Annotated in this window: 16 protein-coding genes; 15 read left to right on the forward strand and 1 reads right to left on the reverse strand. The window is 74.3% G+C overall.

Going from position 1 to position 22800, the window contains the following annotated elements; translation table 11 throughout:
• Positions 1-297: 297 nt before the first annotated feature.
• The 13 genes from ACFU5F_RS31600 to ACFU5F_RS31660 all read left to right on the forward strand — a co-directional run bounded on the left by ACFU5F_RS31600 (position 298) and on the right by ACFU5F_RS31660 (position 18515).
• Positions 298-1995, forward strand: coding sequence for a TIGR02677 family protein (locus ACFU5F_RS31600; RefSeq protein ID WP_383894666.1), 1698 nt, complete (start codon positions 298-300; stop codon positions 1993-1995).
• Positions 1992-3317 carry a TIGR02678 family protein gene (locus ACFU5F_RS31605; protein ID WP_383894630.1) on the forward strand — a complete coding sequence of 442 codons (1326 nt, stop codon included), beginning with the start codon at positions 1992-1994 and terminating at the stop codon, positions 3315-3317. Before ACFU5F_RS31600 ends, ACFU5F_RS31605 begins: the two co-directional genes overlap by 4 nt.
• Positions 3314-7525, forward strand: coding sequence for a TIGR02680 family protein (locus tag ACFU5F_RS31610; RefSeq protein ID WP_383894633.1), 4212 nt, complete (start codon positions 3314-3316; stop codon positions 7523-7525). The genes ACFU5F_RS31605 and ACFU5F_RS31610 overlap by 4 nt, the downstream gene beginning before the upstream one ends.
• A 636-nt stretch (positions 7526-8161) precedes the next feature.
• Positions 8162-8251, forward strand: coding sequence for a K(+)-transporting ATPase subunit F (gene kdpF, locus ACFU5F_RS31615; protein ID WP_032746149.1), 90 nt, complete (start codon positions 8162-8164; stop codon positions 8249-8251).
• Positions 8252-8258: 7 nt separating this feature from the next.
• The gene (gene kdpA / locus ACFU5F_RS31620; protein WP_383894636.1) at positions 8259-9923 is read left to right on the forward strand and encodes a potassium-transporting ATPase subunit KdpA; all 1665 of its coding nucleotides are present in this window, start codon (positions 8259-8261) and stop codon (positions 9921-9923) included.
• Entirely contained in the window at positions 9920-12040 is a 2121-nt protein-coding gene (kdpB, locus tag ACFU5F_RS31625; protein WP_383894640.1) for a potassium-transporting ATPase subunit KdpB, read from the forward strand. Before kdpA ends, kdpB begins: the two co-directional genes overlap by 4 nt.
• Positions 12041-12045: 5 nt before the next feature.
• On the forward strand, positions 12046-12678 hold the full coding sequence (locus tag ACFU5F_RS31630; RefSeq protein ID WP_383894643.1) for a potassium-transporting ATPase subunit C: 633 nt from the start codon (positions 12046-12048) through the stop codon (positions 12676-12678).
• A gap of 88 nt (positions 12679-12766) precedes the next feature.
• Positions 12767-13309, forward strand: a complete 543-nt coding sequence (locus ACFU5F_RS31635; protein ID WP_383894669.1) for an RNA polymerase sigma factor — start codon at positions 12767-12769, stop codon at positions 13307-13309.
• Positions 13306-14160, forward strand: a complete 855-nt coding sequence (locus tag ACFU5F_RS31640; RefSeq protein WP_383894646.1) for a zf-HC2 domain-containing protein — start codon at positions 13306-13308, stop codon at positions 14158-14160. The genes ACFU5F_RS31635 and ACFU5F_RS31640 overlap by 4 nt, the downstream gene beginning before the upstream one ends.
• Positions 14157-15023 (forward strand): ABC transporter ATP-binding protein, encoded by an 867-nt coding sequence (locus ACFU5F_RS31645; RefSeq protein WP_383894649.1) that lies wholly within the window; start codon positions 14157-14159, stop codon positions 15021-15023. Before ACFU5F_RS31640 ends, ACFU5F_RS31645 begins: the two co-directional genes overlap by 4 nt.
• Positions 15020-16552 (forward strand): ABC transporter permease, encoded by a 1533-nt coding sequence (locus ACFU5F_RS31650; protein ID WP_383894652.1) that lies wholly within the window; start codon positions 15020-15022, stop codon positions 16550-16552. The genes ACFU5F_RS31645 and ACFU5F_RS31650 overlap by 4 nt, the downstream gene beginning before the upstream one ends.
• Positions 16549-17235 carry an ABC transporter gene (locus ACFU5F_RS31655; RefSeq protein ID WP_383894654.1) on the forward strand — a complete coding sequence of 229 codons (687 nt, stop codon included), beginning with the start codon at positions 16549-16551 and terminating at the stop codon, positions 17233-17235. Before ACFU5F_RS31650 ends, ACFU5F_RS31655 begins: the two co-directional genes overlap by 4 nt.
• A 353-nt stretch (positions 17236-17588) precedes the next feature.
• The gene (locus tag ACFU5F_RS31660) at positions 17589-18515 is read left to right on the forward strand and encodes an alpha/beta hydrolase (protein ID WP_383894657.1); all 927 of its coding nucleotides are present in this window, start codon (positions 17589-17591) and stop codon (positions 18513-18515) included.
• Positions 18516-18665: 150 nt separating this feature from the next.
• Here ACFU5F_RS31660 and ACFU5F_RS31665 read toward each other — a convergent pair whose 3' ends face one another.
• Complete coding sequence (locus ACFU5F_RS31665) at positions 18666-19589, reverse strand: PfkB family carbohydrate kinase (RefSeq protein WP_383894659.1); 924 nt, start codon at positions 19587-19589, stop codon at positions 18666-18668.
• Between the two features lie 345 nt (positions 19590-19934).
• On the opposite strand from ACFU5F_RS31665, the gene ACFU5F_RS31670 reads away from it, so the two are divergent.
• Positions 19935-22322: a SpoIIE family protein phosphatase gene (locus ACFU5F_RS31670; protein WP_383894662.1), complete on the forward strand. Its 2388-nt coding sequence runs from the start codon at positions 19935-19937 to the stop codon at positions 22320-22322.
• Positions 22323-22552: 230 nt separating this feature from the next.
• A partial coding sequence (locus ACFU5F_RS31675) for an alcohol dehydrogenase catalytic domain-containing protein (protein ID WP_319666862.1) occupies positions 22553-22800 on the forward strand: 248 nt, incomplete at its 3' end.

A 22800-nucleotide genomic window follows, 5' to 3' on the forward strand; every position in this document is an offset into this window, starting at 1 on the left:
CCGCGCTGCCGCCCTGCCAGCCACCGGGCGCGACCGGACGACGTTGACGACCTTCCAGGTCGCGCCGTTGTCGGTGCTGGAGTCAGTCGAGGGTGGCGTCGGCGGCGACGTACAGCGCGGGGACGGCCCCGGCCTCCCGCGCCCCCGGTCCGCGCACCGGGACCGGCCGCAGCCCGCCGGATGAAACCGCTGCCGGACGCTCGTTTCTGATTGACCGTGCCGCCCTCTACGGTGGGGATCCGGATGCCGGCGAGGCGGTGGGGAAGGACGACGGGCGTGCGCAGGGTTCCACCCGAGATGTTCCGGTTCACGACGGGGGAGCGCTCCGATCTGGACGGGGCGGTCCTGGACGCCTTCGGCGCGGCCGGCGAGCAGTTGGAGACGGCGCTCGGGCCGGACGCGGTCCGTGAGTGGCTGCGCGGGACGGGCCGGGCGGCGACCGTCGAGGACGAGGAACTGCACGAGACATTGGTCAGACTCGTGCGGTGGGAGCTGCTGGACGTCGTGCACGACCACGCGGAACACCCCCGCACGGCCGAGCAGCACGAGCGGCGCACCCCGCGGTACTCGCTGACCCGCCGGGGCGAGGCCGCCCTCGCCGGAGTCCGGCACGCGCTGGAGGTCCTCTCCTCCACGGGGGCGTTGCAGACGGCCGTGCTGGAGGCGATCGCCGACCGGCTGGACGAACTGTGCCACCTGTCCGGCGAACCCGCCTCGGCCGACCGCCGGATCTTCACCGCGCTGCGCGAGCTGGAGGGGCACCAGGAGGCCCTGGTGGACAACACCAGGGCGTTCAACGGCGAACTGCAGCGGCTGTTGCGCGCGGAGCGTGCCGACCCGGAGGTGTTCCGCGAGGTCAAGGCCGCCACCGTCGCCTACCTCCAGGAGTTCCTGGTCGACCTCGACCGGCGCGGACAGAAGGTCGCCGCCGCCGTGGCCCGGGTCGAGGAACGGGGAAGCGCCGGCCTGCGCGAGCGGGCGCTGCGCGGGGCCGACCTGCCGCCGATGGCCGGTCAGGACCCCGCGGCCGGCTGGCTGGAGAGCCGCCGCGCCCGGTGGGCGGGGCTGCGGTCGTGGTTCTGGCCGCAGGACGGGGCACGGCCCCGGATCGAGCAGCTGCACGACATCGCCCGCCGGGCCATCGTCTCGCTGCTGGGGGCCCTGGAGCGGATCAACGAGTCGCGCCGCCCCTCCTTTGGCGCCGCGCAGGACTTCCGGGAACTGGCGCGCTGGTTCGCCGCCGCCCCGGCGGAGGAGGACCTGCACCGGCTGTGGTCGGCGGCCTTCGGGCTCGGCCCGGCACGCCACGCGCACCTCGCCCACCCCGACCCGGAACTGATCCCCTCGTCCCGGTCCTGGGCCGAGACCCCGCCCGTGGAGGTGTCGGCGCTCCTGCGGACCAGCGGGCGCACGGAGCGCTTCACCCGGACGGCCAGGGTGCGCGACGTCGCGGCGGTCAGGGCGCGGCGTGCCGAACGGGCCCGCGAGGAACGGGCCGAACTCGCCCTCGCCCGGCGCACGTTGGAGACCCGCGGTCCGGTGCGGCTGTCCGCCTTCGGCGAGCTGGAACCCGCGGTCTTCGACCACCTGCTGGACCTGCTCGGCCGCGCCCTGTCCGCCCGCCCGGACACGGCCGGACTGCGGCGCGCCACCACGGGCGACGGCCGGGTGGAGATCGCCCTGGCCCCGCACCCCGACGGCGGCACCGCCCTGCTGCGCACGGCGAAGGGCACGCTCGCCGGACCGGACTACGTCGTCCACATCACGGAGGCCGCCGCGGCCGCCACACCACCGGCCCCGCGGCCGGCACAACCGGCACCTGCCCGACAGCCCTGGGCCCCGCCCTCGGTACGGCCCGGGCGGACCGCACCGCCGCCGCGAGGCACCCACCCCGGACCGCCGCCGGCCCCCGACCCCCTGCCACCGTCCCCCAGGGCGTCGGTGGCCGCCTCGCCCGCCGGCCCCTCGTCCGCCCCCCGGGGGACGGCCGGATGAGCACCCTCGCCAACCAACTGGCCGCCGCCGAACGGGAGGAGGTCTCCCGCGCCGTCCGCCTCCTGCTCGCCCGCCCCCTGCTCACCGAGACCTCCGACCCGGCCGGCTTCGACCTGGTACGTCGCCGCCGCGAGCCGCTGACCCGCTGGTTCGACCACACCTGCGGCTGGAGCCTGGTGGTGGAACCGCGCCGCGGATACGCCCGCCTCGCCAAGGTCCGCGCCGACCCGGACGGCTCCCGCCCGGCGCGCACGGCGCGTGCGGGCCGGGCCCCGTTCGACCGCCGGCGCTATGTGCTGCTGTGCGTGACCGCGGCCGAGCTGCTGTCGACGCCGACGACGACCCTCGGCATGCTCGCCGACCGTGTCGTCCGGGCCACGGCCGCCGACCCGGCCCTGCCCGCGTTCGACCCGGCCCACCGCGCGGAGCGGACGGCGCTCGTGGACGTGCTGAGGCTGCTGGAGTCGTACGACGTGCTGCGCGCGACGGACGGGACGACCGAGGCGTACGTCGCGTCCCCGGAGGCCAAGGTCCTCTACCGCGTGGACACCACGCTGCTGCTGCGCCTGCCCGCGGCGCCCGTCGGCGCCTCCCGCCTCGCCGTCCCCCCTGACGAGATGCCCGCCCGGTTCGGTGAACTCCTCACGGGGCTGGTGCGCGAAGGCCACCACGGCGACCCGGTCACCGGCGACGGCACGGCCGACGACGAGCACGCGGAGCCGGCCGGCACGGACGCCCGGCGCACTCTGCGGCTGCGGCACTCGGTGCTGCGCCGTCTCTTCGACGACCCGGTCCTGTACCGGTCGGACCTCACCGACGACGAACTGGCCTACGTCACCTCCCTGGCCGGGCGTCAGACCCTGCGCCGCTCGGCCGAACAGGCCGGCTTCCTCCTGGAGGACCGCGCCGAGGGCTTCCTGCTCGTCGACCCGGACGCGCTGGCCACCGACGTCCGCTTCCCCGACGACACCTCCACCGCCCGGGTCGCCGCGCTGCTCCTCCTGGAACCCCTGTGCGCCGCGCCCGCCGGGCTCCTGCCCGAGCAGCTCGCCGAGGCCGGCGCCGACCTGCTGCGCCGCTTCCCCCGCTGGGCCAGGGCCTACCGGTCCGAGGACGGCGGGGTCCGCCTGTCCGACGAGGCCGTGGGCGTGCTGTGCGACATGGGTCTGGCCCACCGGGCCGGCACCCGCGTCCACGCGCGCCCGGCCGCACACCGCTACCGCCTGACGGGGACGACGCATTCGGCACCGGGCGCACCAGGCGCACCAGGCGCACCGGAAACAGAGAAGTCAGAGAAAGCAACCGAGGAAGACGAGCAGTGAGCCTGACAGAGCTTCCCCTGCTTCGGCGGCCCGAGGCCACCGAGCCCGCGCGCACACCGGCGCGAGCGGCGCGGACACCCGGCAGCCGCTGGCAGCCGCACCGCGCGGGCATCCTCAACGTCTGGCGCTACTACGACGAGACGTTCACCTTCCACCAGGGCCGCCTGCTGCTGCGCGGCCAGAACGGCTCGGGCAAGTCCAAGGCCCTCGAACTGCTGCTGCCCTTCCTCTTCGACGCCAGCCTCCGCCCCAACCGCCTCTCCACGTTCGGCGGTGCGGAGCGCACCATGCACTGGAACCTGCTCGGCGAGGGCGCCACCGGCAAGACCCGCGTCGGGTACGTCTGGATGGAGTTCCGCCGCGTCGACGACGACGGCACCGAGCGATTCTTCGGCTGCGGGGCCCGTCTGCAGGCGAGCGTGCACACCACCGACGTGCACGCCGACTACTTCACCACCGGCGCCCGGATCGCCCACCCCGACGGCGTGCTCCTCGTCAACGAGGCGGGACAGCCGCTGACCCGCGCCGCCCTCCGCGAAGCCCTGGGAGACCGGGGCGACGTCCATGCCTCGGCCACCGACCACCGCACCGCCGTACGCCGTGCGCTGTTCCCCGGGATGGGGGAGCAGCGCTACGAGTCGCTGCTGTCCGCCCTGCTCCAGCTGCGCCAGCCCAAGCTGTCCGAACGCCTCGACCCGTCGCTGCTCTCCGCCCTGCTGTCCCGAGCCCTGCCGCCGCTGGGCGAGGGCGAGATCGCCGAACTCGCCGAGGGCTTCGAACAGCTGGACCGTCAGCGCGAACACCTCCGACGGCTCGACGCCGAGGTGGCGGCCGCCGAGACCGTCGCCACACGGCAGCGGGCCTACGCGCGACGGGTCCTGCGTGCCGGTGCGGCCGCGCTGATCTCGGCCACCACCGAGCTGGACGACCTCACCCGCGCCGCCCGGCAGAGCGCGGGCGAGGTCGAACAGGCCCTCGCGCAACGCGAGTCGGCCCGGGCCCTGCGCGAGGAGCAGGAGCTGCGCGCACGCGCCCTGGAGGAGACCGTCGAGGGCCTGCGGGAGAGCGAGGCCTACCAGCGGGGCGAGGAGCTGGACCGGCTCCGCCGCCGCACCGAGGACACGGCGGCGGCCGCCGCGCGGCAGCGCGCTCTCGCCCGGACCGCTCGTGCGGGGGCCGAGCAGGACCGCCGGCACGCCGACGAGGCGGCGGGCCGGGCCCGCACCCTCGACGGACACGCGCGCGAAGCCGCCGAGGCGGCTCGCGGATCGGCCCGGGCGGCCGGCCTGGAGTCCGTGTTCCACGAGGCGGACTCCCTCCTCGCCGCCGGCGCCCCTCGGCGGGCCGCGGACGACGGAAAGGCGCCGGAGAGCTCCGGCGTCGGCCTCCCGGCGGGCGAGAGCACGGTCCGGCAGGCCCGCCGGCTGTTGCGGGGCGCCGTCACCGGCCGACGGCAGCAGCTCGCCGTCGTCACCGCGGCGATGGACGAACACGATCGCGCGGTACGCGACCGGGGCGCCGCGGAGGATCTGCTGGACGGAGCCCGGGCCCGGCTCGCGGAGGCGGTCACCCGGCGGGACGAGGCCGCCGGAGCCTGGGACGACGCCCTGGCCGCACAGGGAGAACGGCTGCTCGCCTGGGCCGGGAGCTGTACGGAACTGCGGATCGCCGACCCCGGGGAACTCGCGGCGAGAGCGGCGAGCGAGTCCGAGGTGACGGCCCTGGTCGAAGCGGCCGTGCGCCCGCCGGAACGGGAGATCGCGACGGCGGAGGCTGCCGCACGGGCCGCCCGTCCTGGCCTGTGGGACGAGCGGGGCAGGCTCGTGGAGGAGGTGCAGCGGCTCAGCGGCGGCGCCGATCTGCCGCCCCCGGCCCCGTCCACCCGCACGACCGTCCGCACGGCGACCGCCGGTGCACCCCTGTGGCGGCTCATCGCCTTCCGCGACGGCGTCCCGACGCCCGTCCAGGCCGCGGTGGAGGCCGCGCTGGAGGCGTCGGGCCTCCTGGACGCCTGGGTGGGCCCCTACGGAGGGATCACGCTGCCGGGTCATGACAGCCGCGCCGATTCCGCCCTGGCCGTCGCCGCCCCGGGGCCCAGCCTGCTGGCGGTGCTGAGGCCAGAGGACGGCATCCCGGTCCCCGTCGACACCGTGACCAGGATCCTCGCCGGTGTCGCGTTCGGAGCCGGCCTGCCCGACGGCCACGCCGCGGCCGTGTCCGCCCAGGGTGCCTGGCGTCTCGCTCTGGCCACCGGCTCCTGGAGCAAGCCGGAACCGGCCTACATCGGTGCCGCCGCCCGGCAGCGGGCCCGGCAGCGCGCGATCGCCGAGCTCAGCGACGGCATCGCCCGGACGAACGCCTCCCTCGCCGCGCTCGACGACCGTTCGCGCGACCTCGCCGCCCGCCGGGCCCGGCTGGACGCCGACCGCGCCGCCCGCCCCGACCACGGGGAACTCGACGCGCGGCGCCGCGACCGGGACCGGGCCGAGGAGGCGGTGGCGGCCCGCGACGACGCCGTACGCGATGCCGCCGGGCGGCTGGCGCGCTGCGAGGACGAGGTGGCCGCCGCCCTGCGCACGCTCACCCGCCGGGCCGCGGAACACGCGCTGCCCACCGATCGCGGCCGGCTGCGGGCGCTCGCCGCCGATCTCGACGAGTTCCTGGACACCGCCGACGGCTGGGTGGACGCCCGCCTCACCGCGGACGCCGCGGCCGGCACGGCCCGGCGGTCGGCCGAGCGGGCGGACCGCTCGCGGCGGGCAGCCGACGAGCAGGCCGAGGACGCGACGGCCGCCGAGGCGGAGGCGGCGGGGCTGCGGGCCCGCGTGGAGGCGGTGGAGGGCACGGCCGCCGCGGACCACCGGCAGGTCGTCGCACGGGTCGCCGAGGCGCGCGAGGAACTGCGCCGCTGCCGGGAGGCGGCCGCCCGGGCGACAGATCTCCTGCTCCGGCTGGAGGGCCGTGTCGGCGGGCTGCGGGCCGTCGGCGGACGGGACGCCGCACGACGCGAGCAGGCCGTCCTGCTCCGGGACCGCGCGGCGCATCGGCTCCGGCACCTGTGCCTGGCCGGGCTGGCCGAGGACGCCGGTTTCACACCGGAACGGGATCCCGGTTTCGCCCCCGAATCGGATCCCGACCTCGCCCCCGCACCGGAAGCCGGTATCGCACGCGAACCGGAGGCCGGGGACGGCACCAGGGGCATCCTGGAGGCGGCCCGTGCCGTCGTGGCGAAGTGGCCCGCGATCCCGCACACTCCGCGCGACCTGGGTGACGCGGCGACCCGCCTCTCGGAGGCGGTCCACGAGGCGCGCCGGTGCCTGGGTGCCCGGGCCGACCTGGACCTGGAACCCGACGACGACGTCCAGATCTTCACCGCCGACCTGGACGGCGTACGGATGGGGGCGACGGGCCTGCTCGGCACGCTCGCCCGGCAGCGCGACACCAGCCGTGAGGACATCACCGGCGGCGAGCGGCGCCTGTTCGACCAGATCCTCACCGGCGACATCGGCCGTCACCTCGCGGTCCGCATCCGCCGGGCCGGCGAACTCGTCGACCGCATGAACGGGCACCTGGAGCGGGTCCGTACCGCGTCCGACGTGGCCGTACAGCTCGTCTGGGACGTCCGGCCGGACCTCCCGGACAGCACCCGCACAGCCCGGCAGCTGCTGCTGAAGGACCCCGGCCGGGTCACCGAGTCCGACCGGGAGGCCCTGCACGCCTTCCTCCGCGCCCGTATCGGGGAGGCCGAGGGCAGCGACACGGCCGCGACCTGGGAGGAGCAGCTCGCCGAGGTGCTCGACTACACCGCCTGGCACCGCTTCACCGTGCGGCTCGACCGGGCCGGCGGCGCCGGCTGGCAGCCGCTGACGAAGAAGCTGCACGGCGCGCTCTCCGGCGGCGAGAAGGCCATCGCCCTGCACCTGCCGCTGTTCGCCGCCGTCGCCGCGCACTACGAGGCGGTACCCCTGGCGCCCCGGCCGATCCTGCTGGACGAGGTCTTCGTCGGCGTCGACACCGTCAACCGCGGACAGGTCTTCGCCCTGCTCACCGCACTCGACCTGGACCTGATGGTCACCTCCGACCACGAGTGGTGCACCTACGGCGAGCTGCCCGGCATCGCCGTCCACCAACTCCTCACGGACGCGCACGACGACGCGGTCACCAGCGCCCGTTTCGTCTGGAACGGCGCGGACCTACAGACGGGATGACCCGCCGGGCCACGGTGGCCCTGGGAGAGGGGCTCATGTCAGTTCCTCACTGAGGGTCTTGTGGAACGTTCTGCTTTTGAAACGACTCAACTACGAGGCGGGGCGCGCTCTGCGTCAACGAATGCGGTCAGATGAATGCGGTCCGGCGCGTGGTCGGCCCGCGGGACGCTCTCGCCGCATCAGCGTAGGCAACGGGTGATGCCCCAGGCCATGGGGAACGGGCCCGGGCGTCAAGACCTCGTTAAGGTCTTCGTCGGCCGGTGCCCCGCCTGCGGCGGCGCGCCGAGCGGGCACGCACGGTGGCGCGTGGGGCATTGCGCGCGAGGTGCGCGGCGGTGTTCGGGGCATGCGCGTGCGGCGAGCGGGAGGGGCGCGCGAGGCGTCAGGGGGCGCGCAGGCGTCCGGGAGGAGCGCGCGGGGGGTGCGTCAGAGGTCCGTCAAAGCCGGCGGCATCGCCGTCAGGGATGTGTCAAGGACAGCCGATTCCGGCCGTCGGGGAGGTTCCCTCGACGTGTCCGGTTCTCTTTCGCATCCCTTCCCGTTCTAGGAGTTCGCGATGGCCGACATGGCCTTCGTCGTCGTCACGGTCGCGGTGTTCGCGCTGGTGGCTCTCATCGCCAAGGGGGTGACCCGGCTGTGACCGTCGAGAACGTCGTCGGCCTCGTCGTGGCCGTCTCCCTGCTGGGCTATCTCGTCCTCGCCCTGCTCTTCCCGGAGAGGTTCTGAGAGCCTCATGGGTCCTGTACTCGCCGGCATCCTCCAGTTGCTGGCCCTCATGGCGGCGCTCGCGCTCGCCTACGTCCCCCTCGGCACCTACATGGCCCGGGTCTACTCCTCCGACCGGCACGGGAGGGTCGAGACGTGGGTCTACCGGTGCGTCGGCGCCGACCCCGACACCGAGATGCGCTGGCCCGCGTATCTGCGCGGTGTCCTCGCCTTCTCCGCGGTCGGCGTCCTCTTCCTCTACCTCCTCCAGCGGCTGCAGGGCGTGCTGCCCGGCTCGCTCGGCTTCGACTCGGTCGACCCGGCACAGTCGTTCGGCACGGCGGTGTCCTTCGTGACCAACACCAACTGGCAGTCTTACTACGGCGAGCAGACCATGGGGCCGCTCGTGCAGACAGCCGGTCTCGCCGTGCAGAACTTCGTGTCGGCGGCCGTCGGCATCGCCGTGGCGGTGGCGCTCGTACGAGGATTCGCCCGCTCGCGTACCGGTGAACTCGGCAACTTCTGGGCCGACCTGGTGCGCGGCACGCTGAGGATCCTGGTGCCGGGTGCGCTGGTCGCGGCGATCGTGCTCGTCGCGTGCGGGGCGATCCAGAACTTCTCCGGCATCCACGAGGTCGGACAGTTCATGGGCGGTTCGCAGCAGTGGAACGGGGGCGCGGTCGCCTCGCAGGAGGCGATCAAGGAGCTGGGCACCAACGGCGGTGGCTACTTCAACGCCAACTCCGCCCATCCGTTCGAGAATCCGACGCCGTTCACCAACCTCTTCGAGATCTTCCTGATGCTCGTGATTCCGTTCGCGCTGACCCGGACCTTCGGTGTGATGGTCGGCTCGGTGAGACAGGGGTACGCGATCCTGGCGACCATGGCCACCATCTGGGTCGGCTTCGTCGCCCTGATGATGTGGGCCGAATTCGCCCACCACGGACCGGCGTTGCAGATCGCGGGCGGGGCGATGGAGGGCAAGGAGGTCCGGTTCGGGGTCGGTTCCTCGTCGATCTTCGCGGTGTCCACGACCCTGACATCGACCGGGGCGGTGGACTCCTTCCACTCCTCCTTCACCGGCCTCGGCGGCGCTGTCACCATGCTGGGCATGATGCTGGGCGAGATCGCGCCCGGCGGCACCGGCTCCGGCCTCTACGGCATGCTGATCATGGCGGTGATCTCCGTGTTCATCGCCGGACTGATGGTGGGCCGAACCCCCGAGTACCTGGGCAAGAAGATCGGCACCCGTGAGATCAAGCTCGCCGCCTGCTACCTCCTCATCACGCCGGCGCTGGTGCTCGTCCTCGCCGCGATCTCCATGGCGCTGCCCACCCCGCCGCACTCGATGCTCAACTCCGGTGCGCACGGGTTCTCCGAGGTTCTCTACGCGTTCACCTCCGCCGCCAACAACAACGGCTCGGCGTTCGCCGGCCTGAACGCGAACACCGACTGGTTCAACACCATGCTCGGTGTGGCGATGCTGCTGGGCCGTCTGCTGCCGATGGTGTTCGTCCTCGCGCTGGCCGGATCACTCGGCGAGCAGACACCGGTGCCGGTCACCGCGGGCACACTGCGCACCGAGAAGCCGCTGTTCACCGGGTTGCTGGTGGGCGCGATCCTCATCATCACCGGTCTGACGTACTTCCCGGCACTCGCGCTGGGCCCGCTGGCCGAGGGGCTGGCGTCATGACCACCCGCACGGAAAGCGACGAGATGTCCACTCCCACCCTCGCGCCGCACCAGAACGCGCCCGCCGGGCACAGGGCCCCCGAGAGCCGCGTCGGTGCCGGCCTCTTCGCCCCCGGGCAGCTGCTGAAGGCACTGCCGGACGCCGTCCGCAAGCTCGACCCGCGCGTGATGGTCACGTCGCCCGTGATGTTCGTGGTGTGGATCGGATCCGTGCTGACCACGGTGTTCTCCTTCCGGGACCCGGGGGACTGGTTCGGCTGGACCATCAGTGCCTGGCTGTGGCTGACCGTCGTGTTCGCCAACCTCGCGGAGGCGGTCGCCGAGGGGCGCGGCAAGGCGCAGGCCGACACGCTCCGCAGGGCCAGGACCGGCACGGTGGCGCGCAGGTTGGTGCGCTCGTCGGAGGAGCGGGTGCCCGGCACCGAGTTGAAGGTCGGCGACCTGGTCGTCTGCGAGGCCGGCGACATCATCCCGGGCGACGGTGACGTCGTGGAGGGCGTGGCCTCCGTCGACGAGTCGGCGATCACCGGTGAGTCGGCCCCGGTCATCCGGGAGTCCGGCGGTGACCGCAGCGCGGTGACCGGTGGCACGAAGGTGCTCTCGGACCGGATCGTCATCCGGATCACCACCAGGCCGGGCGAGACCTTCATCGACCGGATGATCAACCTGGTCGAGGGTGCGGCCCGGCAGAAGACACCCAACGAGATCGCCCTGAACATCCTGCTGGCCTCGCTGACCGTCGTGTTCCTGCTCGCGGTGGCGACCCTGCCCCCGTTCGCCGACTACGCGGGCACCCACCTCACGATGGTCGTCCTGGTGGCGCTGCTGGTCTGCCTCATCCCGACCACCATCGGCGCGCTCCTGTCCGCCATCGGCATCGCGGGCATGGACCGGCTGGTCCAGCGCAACGTCCTCGCGATGTCCGGCCGCGCGGTCGAGGCCGCCGGTGACGTGTCGACGCTTCTGCTCGACAAGACCGGCACCATCACCCTCGGCAACCGTCGGGCGGCCGAGTTCGTACCGGTGAGCGGGGTGACGCAGGCCGAACTCGCCCACGCGGCTCAGCTGTCGTCGCTGGCGGACGAGACACCCGAGGGCCGCTCCGTCGTCGTACTGGCGAAGGAGAAGTACGGGCTGCGCGAGCGTCGGCAGGATGAACTCGTCGGTGCCGACTGGATCGAGTTCACCGCGCGGACCCGGATGTCCGGAGTCGACGTGGACGGGCTCAGGATCCGCAAGGGCGCGGCCGGTTCGGTCGTCCGGTGGGTCGAGGAGCACGGCGGCACGGTCGCCGAGGACGCGCCCGCGGTCGCCGACCGGATCTCGAAGGCCGGAGGCACTCCGCTGCTCGTGGCCGCGGAGGACACCGACGGCGCCCGCGTCCTCGGCGTCATCCACCTCAAGGACGTCGTCAAGGAGGGCATGCGGGAGCGGTTCGACGAGCTGCGCCGCATGGGCATCAGAACCGTCATGATCACGGGCGACAACCCGCTGACCGCGAAGGCGATCGCTGACGAGGCGGGCGTCGACGACTTCCTCGCCGAGGCCACCCCCGAGGACAAGATGGCCCTCATCGAACGGGAGCAGGCCGGGGGCAAGCTCGTTGCGATGACCGGCGACGGCACCAACGACGCGCCCGCGCTGGCCCAGGCGGACGTCGGGGTGGCGATGAACACCGGGACCTCCGCCGCCAAGGAGGCCGGCAACATGGTCGACCTCGACTCCGACCCGACCAAACTCATCGAGATCGTCGAGATCGGCAAGCAGCTCCTCATCACCCGGGGCGCGCTCACCACGTTCTCCATCGCCAACGACGTCGCGAAGTACTTCGCGATCATCCCGGCGCTGTTCGCGGCCGTGTACCCCGGCCTCGACCGGCTCAACATCATGCGGCTGTCCTCGCCGGACTCCGCGATCCTCTCGGCGGTCGTCTTCAACGCGCTGATCATCATCGCCCTGGTACCGCTCGCGCTGCGCGGAGTGCGGTACCGGCCGATGAGCGCCGACCGGCTGCTGCGCCGCAACCTCGCCGTCTACGGACTCGGCGGTCTGATCGCCCCCTTCGTCGGCATCAAACTCATCGACCTGCTCATCTCCCTGATCCCCGGGATCGGTTGAACACCATGAACAACTCCTTCGTGAACACCGGCCGGCTGCTGGGCGCGGCCCTGCGGGCCCTGCTCGTCCTGACCCTGCTGACGGGTGTCGTCTATCCGCTGGCCGTGACGGGCATCGCCCAGGCGTTCTTCCCGGACAAGGCCGACGGTTCGCAGATCCGGGCGGACGGCAGGGGGGTCGGGTCCGCGCTGATCGGCCAACAGGACTACGGACTCGACTACTTCCAGCCCCGGCCGGCCCGCGGCCTGGGAGAGAACACCGTCAACACGCGGTACAAGCTGATCCTGTCCGGCGCCACCAACCGTTCCGCCGACAGTCCCGAGCTGGTCAGGTGGGTCGAGGAGGCCAAGGCGAAAGTCGTCGAGGACAACTCCACCGCCGGGTACCGCGTCAAGCCCGCCCAGGTCCCCGCCGACGCGGTCACCTCCTCCGGCTCCGGACTGGACCCCGACATCTCCCCGCAGTACGCCGACCTCCAGGTGCACCGGGTGGCGGCACGGAACGGACTGTCCGTGGGCCGGGTGCGCAGGCTCGTCGACGAGCACACCGTCGGCCGTACCCTCGGCTTCATCGGTGAGCCCCGGGTGAACGTCCTCGAACTCAACATCGCGCTCAGGGCACTCGCCGCCAGGGACTGACGGCGCCGCCCGCCCCGTGCGTCCCGGACTTCCCTCCCGCGGTGTGAACCGCGTGGGGGGTCTCGTCCGATGAGGGGGTGTGAGCGAGATGAAGCGGGGGAGTCCGGGCGACGCCGAGCTGATGCGGGCGGTCGCCGACGGGGACCGGCGGGCGTTCGAGGAGCTGTACCGGAGGTACGCGCCGTGGCTCGTGCTGCGGCTGCGCGGACGGTGCGCCGACCCGGTGCTCGTCGACGACGTCGTCCAGGAGACGTTCCTCGACGTGTGGCGGGGAGCTGCCCGCTACCGGCGCGAGGGCGACGTGGCGGGCTGGTTGTGGCGGATCGGATCGCGCCGTCTGGTGGACGCGCTGCGGGGCGACGGCGCCCGCGGCCGACTGCGGCAGGCGCTCGCCCGGCTGCGGCAGCGCGAGGAGGTGTCGGCCGAGGAACAGGTACTGGCCCGGGTGCGGCACGGCGATCTGGCGGGCTCGCTGGCCGCCCTCTCGCCGGAGCTGCGGGCCGTACTGCAGGCCACGGTCATCGACGGCCTGACGACCCGTGAGGCGGCGGTCCTGCTCGGCATTCCCCCGGGCACGGTCAAGACCCGGGCCATGCGCGCCCGGAAGCAACTGCGGGAGGCCCTGACATGAGCTGGCACGCCGACGACGGGGACCTGCGGGATTACGCCAGGGGAACGCTGACGGCCCCCCGGCTGTGGTCCGTCGAGACGCACCTCGCGGCCTGCGCCGACTGCCGGGCCGCGCTCGCGGCCCATGTCCCGCCCGCCGAGATCAGCGCGGGCTGGGCCCGGCTGGAGGACGAACTGGACGCCCCGCGGCCGGGCCTCGCCGAGTCACTGCTGCTCCGGCTGGGCGTCACCGACCACACCGCGCGGCTGCTCGCGGCGACCCCCGTGCTGCGCCGCTCCTGGCTCGGCGCCGTGGCCCTCACCCTGCTGCTCGCGGCCGGCGTGGCACTGGTCGCCTCGCCGCTGATGCTCCTGGCCACGGCCCCGCTGCTGCCGCTGGCGGGGGTGGCGCTGTCGTTCGGACCGGCGCTCGACCCGACGTACGAGATCGCCGTGGTCGCGCCGATGCACACGTTCCGTCTGCTGATGGTGCGCACGGTCGCGGTGCTGTCGACGACGACCCTGCTGAGCGGACTGGCGAGCCTCGCGCTGCCCTCGCTCGGCCTGGCGGCGCTCGGCTGGCTGCTGCCGGCCCTCGCCCTGACCACGACGGGCGTCGCGCTGACGGCCCGGCTCGGCCCCGTGATCGCGCCGGCGCTGGTCGGGGCCGGGTGGACCGCACTGGTCGCGCTGAGCCGTCTGCTGGCGTCCGGCACACCGCTCCCCTTCACCGCCGAGGGACAGGGCGCGGCCGCGGCGGTCGCGACGGTGGCGACGGTGGTGCTGGTCGCGGCGCGGGACCGCTTCGACACCGGCCGCGCCCTCGGCCCTTCCCACCGGTACCTTCGATTCGCAGCCAGGAGGCTGTCATGACACGACCCACGGTCTCGGCCGCCGGGCTGACCCTGAGCTTTCGCGGTACCCCGGCGGTGGACGACGTGACGCTGCGGCTCTCCGAGGGCGTCACGGGCCTGCTCGGCCCCAACGGCGCGGGCAAGACCACCCTGCTGCGCGTCCTGGCGACGGCCACACCCCCGGACAACGGCGCCTTCACCGTCCTCGGTCACGACCCGAGCACGGTCCACGGACGGCAGGACGTACGACGGGTCCTCGGCTATCTGCCGCAGAACCCCGGATTCCACCCGGACTTCACCGCCTTCGAGTTCATCGACTACGTGGCGATCCTCAAGGAGCTGACCGACCGGCGGGCCCGGCACGCCGAGACCCGCCGGGTCCTCGACGCGGTCGGCCTCGCGGAGGTACGGGGCAAGCGGATACGGCGGCTCTCCGGCGGTATGCGCCAGCGCGTGGCGCTCGCGGCGGCCCTCGTCGGCGATCCGGGCTTCCTGGTCCTGGACGAGCCGACGGTCGGCCTCGACCCCGAACAGCGCATGCGCTTCCGGGAGTTGATCGCGGGGGCCGGCGAGGGCCGGACGGTGCTGCTGTCCACCCACCAGACCGAGGACGTGGCGATGCTGTGCCACCGGGTGGTGGTGATGGACAAGGGCCGCATCCGGTTCGACGGCACCCCCGCGGAGCTGACGGCGGTGGCGGACGGCCGGGTGTGGAACAGCCGGGAGCGGCAGCCCGGCGCCCGGGCCGGGTGGCGCACCGGGTCGGGCGAGTTCCGCAACGTCGGGGACCCGCCCGCGGGCGCCCGGCTGGTCGAACCGACGCTGGAGGACGGGTACCTCCTGTCGCTCGGCGGCGATCCGGTCGCGGAGGTGGCCGCGTGACCACGATGACGGGGAGGCCGGTGGCCGCGTCGGAGCCGGCACAGCGACGGGTCCGCGGCGAGGCGCAGGCGGTGCTCGCGCTGGCCCGGACGGAGGCGCGGCGCCTGCTGCTGCACCCCCTGGTGCTGATCGCCCTCGTGACGTACGTGACCCTCCTCCTGCGGTCGGGCGACGCGCCGCAGGACGCCTATCCGGTGCTCCAGGACGTCGACCGCGAGACCCAGCTCGGACAGCTGCTGCTGGGGCTCGCGGTGCTGGTGGCCGTGAACCTGGCGGTGCTGCGCTCGCACCGGCGGGGCACGGAGGCGTACTTCGGGGTGCTGGTGCTGCAGCCCTCGCGGCGCACGGTCGCCCATCTGCTGTCGGCGCTGCCGATGGTCCTGGTGGCGGCCCTGATCGTGGCCGGGCAGTTCACAGCCGCGGCACTGAGGCCCGGGGCCGTCGGCCACGGCTCGGTGTCCGAGCTGGTGACCGGCCCGCTGCTGGTCCTCCTGTCGGCGGCGCTCGGCGTCCTGCTCGGCCGGGTCGCCCGGTCGGCGTTCGTGGCACCCCTGGCGGTGGTCGCCGTCGTGGCCGTCACCTTCGTCTTCGTCGCCGAAGCGCACAGCGCGGCCTGGCTGCGCGGGCTGGCCCTCGTGCGCTTCGACGAGGGCGCCCGGCCCCTGCCGTCCGACCTGGTGGGCCGGCCCGCCGCCTGGCACGCGCTGTACCTGCTGGCACTCGCGGTGCTCGTGGCGGCCGGCGCGGTGCTGACGAGCGGCGGCCGGACACGGGCCGTACGGGCCACCGCGCTGGCGGCGCTCGGCGCGGTCGTGACCGCCGTGGTCCTCCAGGGCACGGCACCGACGGACACGGTGCGCGAGGCGCGGGAGACGGCGACCCGCGACCCGGCGGCCGTACAGGACTGCGAGCGGCACGGAGCGACGACGTACTGCGCCTTCCCCGAGTTCACCCCCTGGACCGGCGAGTGGGCCCGGGTGACGGAGCAGGTCCGGTCGCTGGCCGGCGCACCGGACGCGACCCGCGCGCTGACCGTACGGCAGCGGGTCGCCGCGCTCGACGGACCGTCGGGCGGCACGGAGCCCACACCCGCCGCACCCGGCGAGGTCACGGCGACCACGGCCTGGGGCGGCGAGCGGGAGCTGGAGTTCGCCGCGAGCGTCGCCCGGGGGCTGGTCGTGGGGCACGAGCGGTACGAGGGGGTGCACTGCGACGCGCGGGGTGTCCTGATGGTCTGGCTGGCGGTCCGCGGGACCCGGGACGGCGAGGCGATGTTCGAGAGGATCGGCCAGGGACCCGACAGCCCCGGGGTGATTCTGGCCCCGGTGAACGCCCTTGTCCTGCGAGGTCGTGAACTCGCCGTGCTCCAGGCGTTGTTGGACCAGCCGCCCCAGGAGGTCGACCGCAGGGTGAAGGCGTCCTGGGCGGAGCTCTCCGCGTCGGGCACGACCACCGACCGCGCGGCCGCCCTGCTGGGCGTCACCGCTCCGCCCGAGACCGCCGACGACCGGGAGTACCAGTGCGCGTGACGCGAAGGCTGCCGCTGGTGGCGGCCCTGCTGCGGCCCACGGCACGGTCACTGCCGTGGACCGTGTTCGCCGCCGGCTGGGCACTGGGGCCGGCCGTCGCCGCCGTACCGGTGCTGTTCTCGATGGACACCCCGGCGGACGTACTGGTCAACCTGGCTCGGGTGGCCGCGTTGTCCGGGGCGGTGGGGACGGCGTTCGTGCTGGACGATCCGGCCCGGCACACCACCGGTGTCCCTCCGGTGCCGCGCCCGCTGCGGCAGGCGGTGCGCGCGGCCCTGGTCCTGCCGCCGGTGGCGGTCTGGTGGGCGGTCGTGCTGGGTGTCCTGCGGAGGGGTGCCGACGCCGAGGCGTGGGCCGCGTTCCCCTGGGGGGCGGTGACGGTCGAGGCCGGCGCGCTGTGCGCGCTGGCGCTCGCCCTGGCCGCGGCGGCGGTGCGGTTCACGGTGCGGAGTGTGCCGGGCCCGGCCGTGTCGGGCGCCGTGCTCGCCCTGCCCGTCATGGCCGGCGTACTCCTCCCGGACCGTTTCGCGCTGTTCGTACCGCCGGGCACCCCGGGCTGGGACGACGCCCATGTGCTGTGGGCGGGCGCCCTCGCCGCCCTGCTCGCCGTCTGGCTGGTGTGCGCCCCGGAGCCGCGCCGCCGGTTCGGGGGCGTCCGCGGGCGGCGCGGCGGGGGTGACTGACCGGCGGGGCGGGCCGGGGCTGATCCCCGGGTGACGTGGGCCGAGCCCCGCCGGATCGCCGGATCGCCGGATCGCCGGGTGACGTGGGCCGTGGCCCGGCCTGACGGTCAGGGACGCGGGCCGGGCTCGCCGGAAGGCCGGTGCGTCGGGGGGCGGGACCGCCGTCCGGCGCAGGCCCCGCTGCGCAGGGAGCCGGTCCACCCCGTGTGGCAGGCGGTCCCCGGGAACGGGGACGTCGGGCGGGAAAGGGGCCCCGGCCCGGCCCGGTGACGGGGCGCCTGCCCGTGGCGCTGCGGGTGCGGGCCGCCACCGGACGCGAGAGCCTGGGGCGCACCGCCCGGAGGAGGACGACCATGACCCGACCGGTCCACACTGCGTCGCCCGAGGTGCGCCGGATCATCCTGGACGCCGCGGGGGTGCCGCTGTCGGCCCTGCTCGCCGAGCCGGCGGACGGTCCCCCGCGTGCCGTCGTGGTCGCGGTGCACGGCGGGGGCATGAACGCGGGCTACTTCGACTGCCGGGCCCACCCCCAGCAGTCCCTGCTGACACTGGGGGCAGGCCTCGGCCACACCGTCCTCGCCGTGGACCGGCCGGGCTACCGGCACTCCGCCGCCCGGCTGCCTCGGGGGCAGGGGCTGGCGGAGCAGGCCCTGTCGCTGTGGGCCGCCCTGCGTGACTTCACCTCCCGCCACGCCACGGGCGGGGGCCTGTTCCTGCTCGCCCACTCCTACGGCGGCAAGGTGGCCCTCACCGCCGCCGCCGGCTCAGGTCCGCCGCACCTGCTCGGGATCGACATCTCCGGCTGCGGCCATCGCTACGCCGTCGGGCCGCACGAACTGCCCACCGCCGCCGACGACGCCGGCCGACTGCGCAGGAGCTGGGGGCCGCTCGGTCTGTATCCCTCGGGCACCTTCCGGGAGAGCGGCTCCATCGTCGAACCCGTGCCCGCGCTGGAACGGGCCGAACTGGCCCGCTGGCCGCGACTCTTCCGTGCCACCGCGCCCCGCGTCCGCGTGCCGGTACGGCTGACCTTCGCCGAACACGAGGCCTGGTGGCGCCACGACGACGAGGCCCTCCGTGAGCTGGCCGCCCACTTCACGGCCGCCCCGCACGTGAGCGTCGAGCGCCAGCCGGCGGCCGGGCACAACATCAGCCTCGGCCGGGCCGCCCGCCCTTACCATCTGCGTGCCCTCGCCTTCCTGGAGGACTGCCTGGCGGCCCGAGCAAGGGCCCTCACCCCCGGCGCGGTCCACCCCGCGCCGCCCGCGGTGGTCTCCTGACCCGTACGGACAGCGGGGCCCGAGCGGACTGCGATGAGACGGTCCGCCGGCACGGCGGTGGCCGCCGACGGCATTCCACACGCATGGCGGTACCCCCGAAGAACGCCGCCGGACGGGGAAGCCTCCGCTGGGGCGGGGGCCCGGGGCGGCTCACCCGTCCCGCATCCACGCCCGCGTCCCGAACGAGGCACACGCGCGCGAGGCCACCGCGGCCGCCGCGCGCAGGGACTCGGCGAAACCCTCCGACGTCAGGACGTCCCGGCCCGCGAGCCCATGGGTGAGCGCCCCGTGCAGGACGTCCCCCGCGCCCAGGGTGTCCACCACCCGTACGGCGGGGACCTCCACCGTGCCCCCGTCGTCGGGGCCCGCCCAGACCAGCGGCCCCGCGCCCCTGCTGACCGCGGCCCACGGGACCCCGTGGTCCCGCAGACGACGCAGGGTGCCGTCGGGCTCGGTCCATGAGGCGTGCGTACCGGGCGGGCGGAAGTCCTCCGAGGCGACCGCCACGTCGATCGACGGCAGCAGCCTCTCCGTACCCTCCTTCCAGCTGCCGCCGTCGAACACCGTGCGACGGCCGGCCGCTCGCGCCGCACGGGCGGTGATCACGGCCAGGCCCATGTGGTGGCCGTCGAACTCCACGATGTCGCAGGCCGCGACCAAGGCGTCCAGACCGTCCGGCGGGGTGAGCCGGTGGCCCGTCGCGTTGGTCGAGGCGACGGCCCGGTCACCGCCGGCCGCGGTCACCAGCACGGACGACACCGTCGGCGGCTCGGCCGAACCGGCCGCCAGGTCCACCACCGTCACGCCCAACCGGTCCAGGTCCGCCGCGACGGCGACCCCCAGGGGATGGCGGCCGATCGCCGTGAGCAGCGTGGCGGCACCGCCCAGGTGGGCGAACGTGACCGCCGCGTTCGCCGCGGGCCCGCCCGCGGCCACCACCTGCTCATGCGCCGTCAGCTTCTCGTTCGCCCCCGGCACACGGTCGACGAGTTGCACGACGTCCAGCGTGCACAACCCGACGAACAGCCCCCGAGGGCGTCCGCGCGCTCCCGCCCGGTTCCCGGACTTCACCATGGTCTCCCCACTCTCCGTCGCCCGGCCGGACGCCGGACCGCCCGCACCGGCAGCCACGACCTCTGCCGGCGCCACGCGCGGACGGCTGCCCCGGTCCCCGCAGGACGGACGCTACGTCCACCGGGCGACGGACGAACGTCACGCGGCCCCGCGACTCCGTGCGCGGGCGCTCGCGAAAGCGGGCGCCCGCGGGGGTGCGGCGTGGCAGGGTGGAGGCTTGGGAGATCCGGGTGATCGCGCGCCACGCACGGGGTGCACGGCGCACAATGAACCCTGGAAGCAGTGCCTTGTCGTCGATCTGTGAGCCCATGGACGACGGCTCCGGTCGTACGGAGAGAAGGAACGATGGGCGAGCACGGTGTCGCCTCGGCCGCGGTCGACGCCAGGGGGCTGGTCACCGCGTGGAGTGCGGGCGCCCGGAGGGTCCTCGGATACGAGCACGGCGAAGTGGTCGGCAGCCGGGCGGCCGACCTGCTGGCCGCCGGCCTCCCCGCCTCGGCCCGCGGCGCTCTCGCCGAGCCCGCGGACTGGCGGGGCTCCGTCCACGCGCGGCACCGGGACGGCCACGGGGTGGAGCTGGAGCTGCAGGCCCACCCGCTCCTCGACGCTGCGGGGGACGCCCAGTGGTTCGTGACGGCCACGGTGCCGGAGCCGGCCGTGCGGCTGCGGCGCTGGGCCCTGGACCAGCTCCCCGTACCCATCGCGCTCTTCGACCAGGACGGACTCGCGGTGTCCGCGAACTCCGCGATGGAGAAGGTGATGGGCAGGTCACAGCGGGACCTGCTCGGCCGACGGGTGGGCGTGTCGGTCGACGGACGGCGACGGCTCCCGGGCTTCGAGGGCCTCGACGAGGCCGTGCGCAACGTCCTGAGCACGGGTGAGCCGATGCCGTTCGAGGCCTGGCTGCGCGCACCGGGTGAGACCCGTGAGCACGCGTGGCTGGTCTCGCTCAGCCCGTTGCGGGACGGCTCCGGAGACGTACGGGGCATGTGCCTGGCCGCGATCGACAGCACGGAGCAGTTCCTGGCCCGCCGACGGCTGAGCATGCTCAACGAGTCCGGCGACCGGATCGGCTCCACCCTGGACGTCACGCGCACCGCCGAGGAGCTCGCGGAGGTGTGCACGGACCATCTGGCCGACTTCGTCATCGTCGACCTGCTGGACTCCGTCCGGGCGGGCGAGGAGGCCACGGTCTCGCCCGGCACCGATCCCCTCGTCTTCCGGCGGACCGCTCAGCGGTCCGTCCTGGAGGGCTGCCCCGAGGCCGTGATCCCGGTCGGCAGCAGACACGGCTACGTCGCCGGGTCCCCGCCGGACCGAGCGCTGGCCACCGGCCGGGCCGTGCTGTTCGAGGTGGACGACGCCACCGGCCGGCTGTGGGCGGGCTCGGCGGAGCGCGCCCACAGCATCGAGGCGCACGGCATCCACTCGATCATGGCCGTGCCCCTGCGGGCCCGGGGCATCACGCTCGGCCTGTCGATCCTCTCCCGCCACCGCACGGCCGAGCCCTTCGGCGAGGACGACCTGCTGCTCGCCGAGGAGCTCGCGGCCCGCGCCGCGGTCTGTGTCGACAACGCCCGCCGCTACACCCGCGAACGTGCCATTGCCCTCGAACTGCAGCGCAGTCTCCTTCCGCACCGCGCGCCCCATCAGGCCGCCGTCGAGGTCGCCTCCCGCTACCAGCCGGCCAGCACCCGCGCCGGGATCGGCGGCGACTGGTTCGACGTCATCCCCCTGTCCGGTGCCAGGGTGGGCCTCGTCGTGGGCGACGTCGTCGGCCACGGTGTGCAGGCGTCCGCCACCATGGGCCGGCTGCGCACGGCCGTGCGCACCCTGGCCGACGTGGACCTCGCGCCGGACGAACTGCTCACTCAGCTCGACGACATCGTCCTGCGCCTGGACTCCGAGCGCACGGCGGACGAGGCCGAGGACGCGCACAGTCCGGGAGAGATCGGGGCCACCTGTCTCTACGCCGTCTACGACCCCGTCTCCCGCCGCTGCTCCATGGCCAGGGCCGGCCACCCGCCACCGGCGCTGATCGGCCCGGACGGCGAGGCCACCTTCCTCGACCTGCCGATCGGGCCGCCGCTCGGCGTGGGCGGTCTGCCCTTCGAGACGGCGGAGTTCGACGTCCCCGAGGGCAGCGTGTTCGCCCTGTACACCGACGGCCTGGTCCAGTCACCGGACCGCGACCTGGACGACGGACTCGCGCGACTGCGCCACGCCCTGTGCGGCACGGACCGAGCCCTGGAGGAGACCTGTGACGGAGTGCTGCGGAGCCTGCTGACGGACCGCCCCGCCGACGACGTGGCCCTGCTCCTGGCCCGGACCCGCGCGCTGGACGCCGACCGGGTCGCCACCTGGGAGGTGCCCGCCGACCCCGCGTTCGTGGGGCAGGCCCGCAAGCTGGCCTGCGACCAGCTGACCGCCTGGCGGCTGGAGGAGGTCTCCTTCGTCACCGAGCTGATCGTGAGCGAACTGGTCACCAACGCCATTCGGTACGGCGGGTCCCCGATCCAGCTGCGGCTGATCCGGGAGAACACGCTCATCTGCGAGGTCTCGGACTCCAGCAGCACCGCGCCCCACATGCGCCGGGCGCGGGCCTTCGACGAGGGCGGCCGAGGGCTGCTGCTCGTCGCCCAGCTCACCCAGCGCTGGGGAAGCCGCCACACCCGCACCGGCAAGACCATCTGGGCCGAGCAGGCCCTTCCCGACCGGGCGCGGGACTTCTAGACCACCGGTTTCCCCCACGGGTCGAGCCGCCGGGCGGCTCGACCCGTCCGTGACGAGCGGTGACCGGCACCGGTCCGCCCACGACGGGCCGCGCGTCGTGCTGTCCGATCGGCTGCCCGACGGATCCTTGACCCCGGCTCGGCACTCCACGATGCTGTGTTGCGTTACACGCGATGAGTACCGCGATAAGAAACATCGAACTCAGCTCTCGAACCAGCCGAGGAGTGGTCATGGCTCACCAGGTCCGTGCTGTCGTCGCGCGGGGCAAAGGTGCCCCTGTCAGCCTGGAAACGATCGTCGTGCCCGACCCCGGGCCGGGTGAGGCGCTGGTGAAGGTGCAGGCGTGCGGCGTGTGCCACACCGACCTGCACTACCGCGAGGGCGGCATCAGCGACGACTTTCCCTTCCTCCTCGGTCATGAGGCGGCGGGTGTGGTGGAGTCGGTGGGGGAGGGTGTCACGGATGTGGCCCCCGGTGA

Origin of the sequence: Streptomyces sp. NPDC057438 (assembly GCF_042802995.1) — a bacterium.
Classification (GTDB): domain Bacteria; phylum Actinomycetota; class Actinomycetes; order Streptomycetales; family Streptomycetaceae; genus Streptomyces.